We start from the raw sequence: 7,312 nt of genomic DNA, 5'->3' as shown, positions 1-7,312 counted from the left end.
CTACGGCGTCGACGTATCCCGTCAGACGATCTCCACGATCACCGACAAGGTCATCGAGGGCATGGCCTAATGGCAGAACCGGCCCCTGGACGCGGGGCGGATTCCATCAGTGAGCCTTTTCCAACGGGCCTTGACCCCGGATCCTGGACACGGGTTATGCGGCTTGAGCCAGCGTAGTGGGTGTGAGCTGGAGGGCGTTCTCGAAGGCGATCGGTGATTGTTGTCCGAGGCGAGAGTGTCGACGTCGGGTGTTGTAGCGGTGGAGCCATCGGAAGGCGTCGAGTCGGGCCTCGCGCTCGGTTGGCCAGCTCTTTCGCCTTTGCAGGGTCTCGCGTTTGAAGCTCGCGTTGAAGGACTCGGCGAGTGCGTTGTCCGCGCTGGACCCGACCGCGCTCATGCTCCGCCGAACCCCTGCTGACCTGCAGGCTTCGGGGAATAACCTGCTCGTGTACTGAGCTCCGTGGTCGGTGTGCATGATCGATCCGGCGAGGCTGCCGCGGGTCCGGACAGCCGCGCGCATGTGGTCGGCGATCGCCCAGCCGGCCAGACGTCGTGATGCGAGGTCGATGACGGTCGCCAGATAGCAGAACTTCCCGCCCTCGATGGGCAGGTAGGTGATGTCACCGACGTACTTCGTGTTCGGCTTGTCCGCGATGAAGTCGCGGCCGATGAGGTCGGGCGCTTTGGCCGCGGCCGGGTCGGGGACGGTGGTGCGGTGCCGGCGGCGCAACCGGACCCCCTCGATCCCGGATGCCCGCATGATCCGGGCGACGCGCTTGTGGTTGAGCGCCTCTCCGCTCGTCTCGCGGAGCTCGGCGGTGATCCTCGGGGCTCCGTAGGTGCCGTCCGATTCCTGATGGACGGCCCGTATCCGGACGGCCAGCTTCGCGTCGGCCGCCTGCCGGGCGGCCCGGTCCACAGCGGTCCGGCACCGTAGTAGAAGCTCGAGCGGGCGACGCCGAGGATGCTGCAGAGCCGCTTCACGCCGTATCGGCGCTGGAGGTCGGCGACACACTGAAAGCGGTTCACCAGCGCGTCTCCCCGGCGAAATACTTCGCCGCTTCGCGCAGGAACTCGCGTTCCTCCTCCAGCTCACGGACCTTCTTCCGAAGGGCAGCGTTTTCCGCCTCGAGCGGGGTCGGCGGCTGGCCGGTTCCTGCGTTCTGCGTCCCCGGGGCCGACTCACGCCGGCTGCCCTTACCCAGTTCCGCAGCGTCTCCGGGTTGATCCCCAGATCGGCGGCGACCGACCTGATCGTCGCCTCCGGCCGCGACTCGTACAGCGCGCTGCGTCCGCCTTGAACTCCGGCGGGTAGTTGTTCATGACCACGAGATGTCCGTTCTCAGATCCTCAGGATCCAGTGTCTCGTGTGTCCAACATCCGGGGTCAAGGCCCATCATCCATGATCGGCAGCTACACCGAACGTTTTACCGCCCCACGCCCGACTGTCTCTCACACCACTCTCCCAGAACCGAGAAATCGCAGTTGAACCTGCCGATCCGTCCCAACGTTGTAACGATTGACATATAGACGCCGACAGCACAAAAGACGGAGAGCAGATGCTTAAAGCACGAATTATGGCGGGGCTGGGATTGGCAGCAAGCCTGACCATGATGGGCAGTCGAGCCCATGCGGCTGAGTGGGATCCCGCATACCACTCATTCAAGAACGTGTACACAGGTCTGTGCCTGAGCGGGAGCGACCGCACGGTCAATCAGGTCACCTGCGGTCTCCCGGTCAGTGGAGGCACTCGTTCCACCGACTGGACTCTTGGTAAGACGGCCTCGGGCACCCTTATCAAAAATCTGCCCACCGGCCTCTGCCTGGACACCAATGGCGCCGATGTCTACCTTTCAGGATGCACCGCCAGCGACACCGGCCAACTCTGGACAGTTGCAAATTATGGCGGAATTGTCGGCGTTTGGCCGTCGCAGATCATAGGCCATTCACTGACAGGATGGAACTCGGGGGGCGTCTCCGTGGCCAAAACCTCGGACGTGGACATGGGCACCAAGTTCAGGTGGTTCTACCAGTAGTATTCTTCATTAGCACTGGTCAACGACCCGGCGCGGTGAGTCTTAAGGGCCTGCCGGAAATCAAGTCGTAGCTTCCGACTGTGGGACTCGTTCTTCTGGTATGGGGAGACCGGAGGGGATTGAGGCCGTTCTGGCGGCAAAGTTCCAGGTGCTGTTGCCGCATCTGGACGAACGTCAGCGTCGGCTGGCCATAGGGGCGGAAGCGCTGTCGCTGGGGCATGGCGGGATCAGGCTCGTCGCCGCTGCAGCCGGAGTCCGGGAGGGCACGGTCTCACGTGGTGTGGTTGAACTGGATTCCGGCCAAGCCCCGTTGGGGCGGGTACGTCATCCAGGCGGAGGGCGGAAGAAGGCAACCGACTTGGACCCGGAGCTGCGGCCGGCACTGCTGGCGCTGGTCGAGCCCGACGAGCGGGGCGATCCGATGTCACCGCTGCGCTGGACGACGAAGTCGCCCCGGAAGCTCGCGGCGGAGCTGACCCGGCAGGGTCACCGGGTCTCCGGCGACACGGTCGCCGGCCTGCTGTGGGAGGAAGGCTTCAGCCTGCAGGCCAACGCCAAGACCGTTGAAGGCACTCAGCACCCCGCCAGGGACGCCCAGTTCCACTAACTCAACGAGCAGGCACGAGACCACAGGGACGCCGGCGACCCGGTGATCAGCGTGGACAGCAAGAAGAAGGAACTGATCGGGGACTACAAGAACGCCGGGCACGAATGGCAGCCCGCAGGGCAGCCCGTGAGGGTCAAGACGCACGACTTCCCCGGCCAAGCCGAGAAGGCGATTCCGTACGGAATCTACGACATGACGGCGAACACCGGCTGGGTCAGCATCGGCACTGATCACGACACGGCGGCGTTCGCCGTCGTCTCGATCCGACGCTGGTGGCAGGCCCGCGGCGGGCACGACTACCCCCGTGCCCGCCGGCTGCTGATCACCGCCGACGGCGGCTCCAATGGCTACCGCACCCGTGGCTGGAAGACCCAACTCGCCGATCTCGCTGCAGAGATCGGCCTTGAGATCACGGTGTGTCACCTTCCGCCCGGCACCTCGAAGTGGAACAAGATCGAGCACCGGCTGTTCTCCCACATCACCATGAACTGGCGAGGCAGACCCCTGACCAGCCACGAAACCATGCTCCAAACCATCGCCGCGACCACCAGCCGCACCAGCCTGACGGTCCACGCCGAACTCGACAGCGGTGAGTACCCCACCGGCATCCACGTCAGCGACGACGAGATCGCCGCCCTGCCCATCACCCGCCACCGCTTCCACGGCGACTGGAACTACACCCTCCACCCCCAGCGTCCGACGGACGCGGCGACCACCGCCGGCACACCGGACGAGACTCAGACGGAGAGACCGGCTCGCCTCACGCGGCGTTCGCTCCAGGACCCGGAACTGACCGGGATGACCCGTCGGCACCTCAACGAGCTCATCGACGTGTTGACTCCAGCGATGGAGGTTCAACGCGAGCAAGTGCTCCGCACACGTCGAGGCCATGAGCGCCTGGTGGCCCCTGGCGCAGGTGCCAAAGCCAAGCTCACCTCAGCCGACCGGGTCCTGATCACCGTGCTCCACCTGCGAAAACTCGCGACCATGGGCCTACTGGGCCAGCTCTTCGATACCACCGCCATGACCATCAGCCGCGCAGCGAAAGACGTCCGCCCGCTCCTGGAAACCCACGGCATTCACATCTCTGCCTCGACCGCACGCTTCCGCACACCAACTGACATTGCGAGGTTCCTCGACCCTGACAAAAACAAGATCAAACCGACGTGTTGATTACCGGCAAGCCCTTAGCTTGACGTTTATGGTCTGCCGTCGAACATGGCCTCGAATTTATTGATGGGTTTGCCTAAGTTCGGGACGTGAGAGCGGCCTTCGCCTGATCCTGTGCTCCGTCACAGAGGCATGGGATCAACACGAAGGCCGTAGCTATGAGTCTGCTGCAGCACGGCATCCCGCGGGATGCGTTTGCCAAACTGTCACGCTTCCGGACGGAGCTCTATGCCTGGCTGACCGGGCGGCGCGATGCGCTGTTCGAGCTGAGTGATGCCCTGTTGTGCGCGGATGGTCCGGTGAGCACGTTGGTCGAGCTGTCGTTGGAGCCTGAGCACCGGCGTGGGCATGGCGCCTTGTGCGGCGGCTTGAACTGCGGGGATCTGGAGGTGGCACGGCTGCGCAGAACGCTGGCAGGGCTGCCACTTCCCCGCACGGCGTCGGGGCGGCTGGTCCTGGCGGTCGATGTGAGCAACTGGCTGCGGCCGGACGCGAATACCAGCCGGGACCGGATGTTCTGCCACACATACGGGCGAGGCAGAAACTCGTCCCAGATGATCCCCGGTTGGCCCTACTCCTTCGTTGCCGCTGTCGAGCCGGGCCGAACATCGTGGACGGCCGTGCTGGACGTGCTCCGGCTGCGGCCCTGGGACGACGCGATCGCCGTCACCGCCGACCAGATCCGAGAGGTGTTCCAGCGGTTGTATGTGGCAGGCCAGTGGCAGATCGGCGACCCGCTCGTCCTGGTCGTCCTTGATGCCGGCTACGACGTGACCCGCCTGGCCTTCCTGCTCGCGGACCTGCCCGTGGAGTTACTGGGCCGGATGCGTTCGGACCGAGTCTTGTACTTTCCGCCTCCTGCCCAGCCGGCGGGCAAGCGCGGGCGTAAACCCAAGCACGGGGCAGATTTCGCCTTCGAGGACCCGACGACCCAGCCGGTCCCGTCCATCACCACGGTGACCGACACCGCTCACTACGGGCAGGCCGTCGCCACGGCGTGGGACCACCTGCATCCACTGCTGACCCGGCGCTCGGCCTGGGCCGACCATCCCGGAGAGTTGCCGATCCTCGAAGGCACCGTCATCCGTCTGCAGGTCGACCACCTTCGCGGCGACCGCGATCCCCGGCCGATCTGGCTGTGGTGGTCGGCCACCGCTGCCACCGCCGGGGACGTGGACAGGCTCTGGCAAGCCTTCCTGCGCAGATTCGACCTGGAACACACCTTCAGGATGTTGAAGCAGACGCTGGGCTGGACGGCTCCCAAACTCCGCGAGCCAGCCGCCGCTGACCGTTGAACCTGGCTGGTCATCGCCGCCCACACCCAGCTCCGCCTAGCCCGACCCCTTGCCGAGGACCTTCGCAGACCCTGGGAGCGGCCGCACGCCAAGGACGTCTCACCCCTGCACGGGTCCGCCGAGGATTTCGCCGCCTCCACGGCAAGGCCCCTCAACCGGCCGGTGCACCGAAAGCCAGCACCGCAGGCCCAGGCCGGCCAATCGGCATGAAGAACAAGCAACGTGCACGCGAACGAACAGTCGGAAAACAGGGCCAACCGGACGTCACGGCCACCCTCACAAGCAGCAGGGCTGGATAAACGTCAAGCTTAGAAGCTGTTGTCTTTCCGACTGTGGTAGCCGGGTTTCCGCTGGTCAGGCGTGATGTCGCGTTTTCCGCTGTAGAGATGACGCGTCGCGTTCTCTCTTTGGTGGAGGTGCCGGATGCCGTCTGTGCTGGGGTTGCTCGAGGATCGGGAGGTCACTGCCCGGCAGCGGGTGGAGTCGCTGCGGGAAGAGCTGGACCGGCTCGTTGCCGAGCTGGAGGAGGCCGAAGCCGTGCGACATCGCCTGGTGATCGCGAAGGAGACGGTGAGCCAGGTGCTGTCCGAGTCCCGCGAGACCAAGGACGTGGAGGTTTCCGGGCATGCCCGGCCGATTTGTTCCGAACCCGGTGTTGCCAGGGGCGGTGTCGCATTCAGTGGTGCCGGTGCGGCGGGAGGGGCTCGATGTGACGGTGCTGTCGCCGGACTGCCAGCGGATCATGCAGGTCCTGGCCGATCGTGAGCGGTCAGGCGAAGGGCCGGCGATCTGCCGGCAACTCGCCGACACGCTGGGCCTCGAACTGGTCCCGGCGAAGATCGAAGGGGTGCGGTCCAAGGCGAAGCGTCTGGCCGCGCGGGGCTGGCTCCTCGAGAACACTCCGGGCTCCTTCAGCGTCGCCGCTTCGCCAGGCGGCGGCTCATGACCATGGTCATCGACCACAGCACCATCGCCTCGGCCGTCTCGGTCCGCCTCTCGTAGTCGCGGACCAGTCGCCGTGAACGCATCAGCCACCCGAATGTCCGCTCCACCACCCACCTGCGGGGCAGCACCACAAAGCCCGAAACATCCGCGGTGCGTTTGACGACCGTAAGCGTCAGACGCAACACCTGAGCGGCGAAGTCGACCAAGAGCCCTGTATAACCGCCGTCGGCCCAGACCCGTCGCAGCAGGGAGAACCGCGTCCCCAGTTGGAGCAACCGCCCCTGGGCGGCTTCCCGGTCGGTCACGCTCGCCGCGGTGACCCTGACCGTCAGCAGCAGCCCGTCGTGTCGACCACGATGTGCCGCTTGCGACCGTTGATCTTCTTCCCGCCGTCAAAGCCGCGCGAGGAAGCGGGCACGGACGCGGCGGCCTTGACCGACTGGGAGTCGATGATCCCCGCAGACGGCTCCGGATCCCGGCCGGCCGCCTCGCGGACCTTCCCACGCAGTCGCTCGTGGAACTCTTTGACCAGGCCCTTGTCCCGCCAGCGGCGGAAGAACGCATAAACGCGGTCGCACGCGGGGAAATCCACCGGCATCGCCCGCCACTTGATCCCGTTGTCGACGAGGAACCGCATTGCGTCGACCATCTGCCGGTGGCAGTAGCCTTCCGGCTGCCCGCCACGGCCCTCCAGCCAGCCGGGCACCGGCATCACCGCACGGACCTCGGCCCGGTCACCGTGGCCGCGGGCCGGTTCACTCCCGGGCATCTGGGGGGGGCTGACCTCCGTCGTGCCATCCGAGCTCTTGGACGCGGCCCTGGCAGAGACAAGGTCGGTGCAGCGGCGGCTGCGTGATCTTCCGTCTCGGAAGGGGGTCTACTTCCTGCTGGCGATGTGCCCGTTCCCTCGGGTCGGCTATCGCCTCGGCTGGGACAAGCTGACTGCCGGACTGTCCGAAATGCCAGTGATTGTCTGTCGGCGAAGGCGTTGCGTGACCTGCAGAGGCGGATCGGCAGCGCGCCAGTTCGAGCGTTGCTCGAGGTGCTGGCCCGGCCGACGACGCCAGGAGTGCGTTTCGGCCCCCGTACCGGACGGCGTCGCTCAACGGCTACAGTTCGCTGTGAGCCCCTGATTCCGAACGGAACCGGACCTGGCTGGGCAGGACTTCACATCATGGCTATCCGACGCTGGAGTTTACGACGCTGATCCAGACCGGGACCGCGGGCCCTGGTCGGCGCAGTGTTCGGCCCCACCGCCG

The 7,312-nt window shown here is 65.8% G+C and carries 4 protein-coding genes and 4 pseudogenes; 5 read left to right on the top strand and 3 right to left on the bottom strand.

Going from position 1 to position 7,312, the window contains the following annotated elements; translation table 11 throughout:
* Positions 1–154: 154 nt before the first annotated feature.
* On the bottom strand, positions 155–1,228 hold the full coding sequence (locus tag ACIOEW_RS39875) for an IS3 family transposase (protein WP_401970357.1): 1,074 nt from the start codon (positions 1,226–1,228) through the stop codon (positions 155–157).
* Between the two features lie 331 nt (positions 1,229–1,559).
* Between ACIOEW_RS39875 and ACIOEW_RS39870 the strand changes: the two genes are divergently transcribed.
* The 4 genes and pseudogenes from ACIOEW_RS39870 to ACIOEW_RS39855 all read left to right on the top strand — a co-directional run bounded on the left by ACIOEW_RS39870 (position 1,560) and on the right by ACIOEW_RS39855 (position 6,054).
* Positions 1,560–2,036 carry a ricin-type beta-trefoil lectin domain protein gene (locus tag ACIOEW_RS39870; RefSeq protein ID WP_401970352.1) on the top strand — a complete coding sequence of 159 codons (477 nt, stop codon included), beginning with the start codon at positions 1,560–1,562 and terminating at the stop codon, positions 2,034–2,036.
* 100 nt (positions 2,037–2,136) lie between these two features.
* Positions 2,137–3,816, top strand: a pseudogene (locus ACIOEW_RS39865) (ISAzo13 family transposase).
* Positions 3,817–3,971: 155 nt separating this feature from the next.
* Positions 3,972–5,407 (top strand): annotated as a pseudogene (locus tag ACIOEW_RS39860) (NF041680 family putative transposase).
* Between the two features lie 326 nt (positions 5,408–5,733).
* Positions 5,734–6,054 (top strand): hypothetical protein, encoded by a 321-nt coding sequence (locus tag ACIOEW_RS39855; protein WP_401970350.1) that lies wholly within the window; start codon positions 5,734–5,736, stop codon positions 6,052–6,054.
* On the opposite strand, the pseudogene ACIOEW_RS39850 reads toward ACIOEW_RS39855, so the two are convergent.
* Together ACIOEW_RS39850 and ACIOEW_RS39845 are read right to left on the bottom strand one after the other, a co-directional pair.
* A pseudogene (locus tag ACIOEW_RS39850) lies at positions 6,020–6,651 on the bottom strand (IS5 family transposase). The gene ACIOEW_RS39855 and the pseudogene ACIOEW_RS39850 overlap by 35 nt on opposite strands.
* Positions 6,628–6,765, bottom strand: a pseudogene (locus ACIOEW_RS39845) (transposase); the annotation flags it as partial. The pseudogenes ACIOEW_RS39845 and ACIOEW_RS39850, both read right to left, overlap by 24 nt.
* Between ACIOEW_RS39845 and ACIOEW_RS39840 the strand changes: the two are divergent.
* Complete coding sequence (locus ACIOEW_RS39840; protein WP_401970355.1) at positions 6,764–7,186, top strand: transposase domain-containing protein; 423 nt, start codon at positions 6,764–6,766, stop codon at positions 7,184–7,186. The pseudogene ACIOEW_RS39845 and the gene ACIOEW_RS39840 sit on opposite strands and share 2 nt — an antisense overlap.
* Positions 7,187–7,312: the final 126 nt, after the last annotated feature.

This window comes from Streptomyces sp. NPDC087901, from assembly GCF_044742205.1.
Taxonomy (GTDB): domain Bacteria; phylum Actinomycetota; class Actinomycetes; order Streptomycetales; family Streptomycetaceae; genus Streptomyces.
The sequence above is the reverse complement of the archived record's forward strand: the minus strand, read 5'-3'. Positions and strand labels throughout refer to the sequence as shown.

Coding starts and splice junctions, on each gene's coding strand:
- ACIOEW_RS39870 (WP_401970352.1), top strand. CDS start 1,560: ATGCTTAAAGCACGAATTATGGCGGGGCTGGGATTGGCAGCAAGCCTG.
- ACIOEW_RS39855 (WP_401970350.1), top strand. CDS start 5,734: ATGCCCGGCCGATTTGTTCCGAACCCGGTGTTGCCAGGGGCGGTGTCG.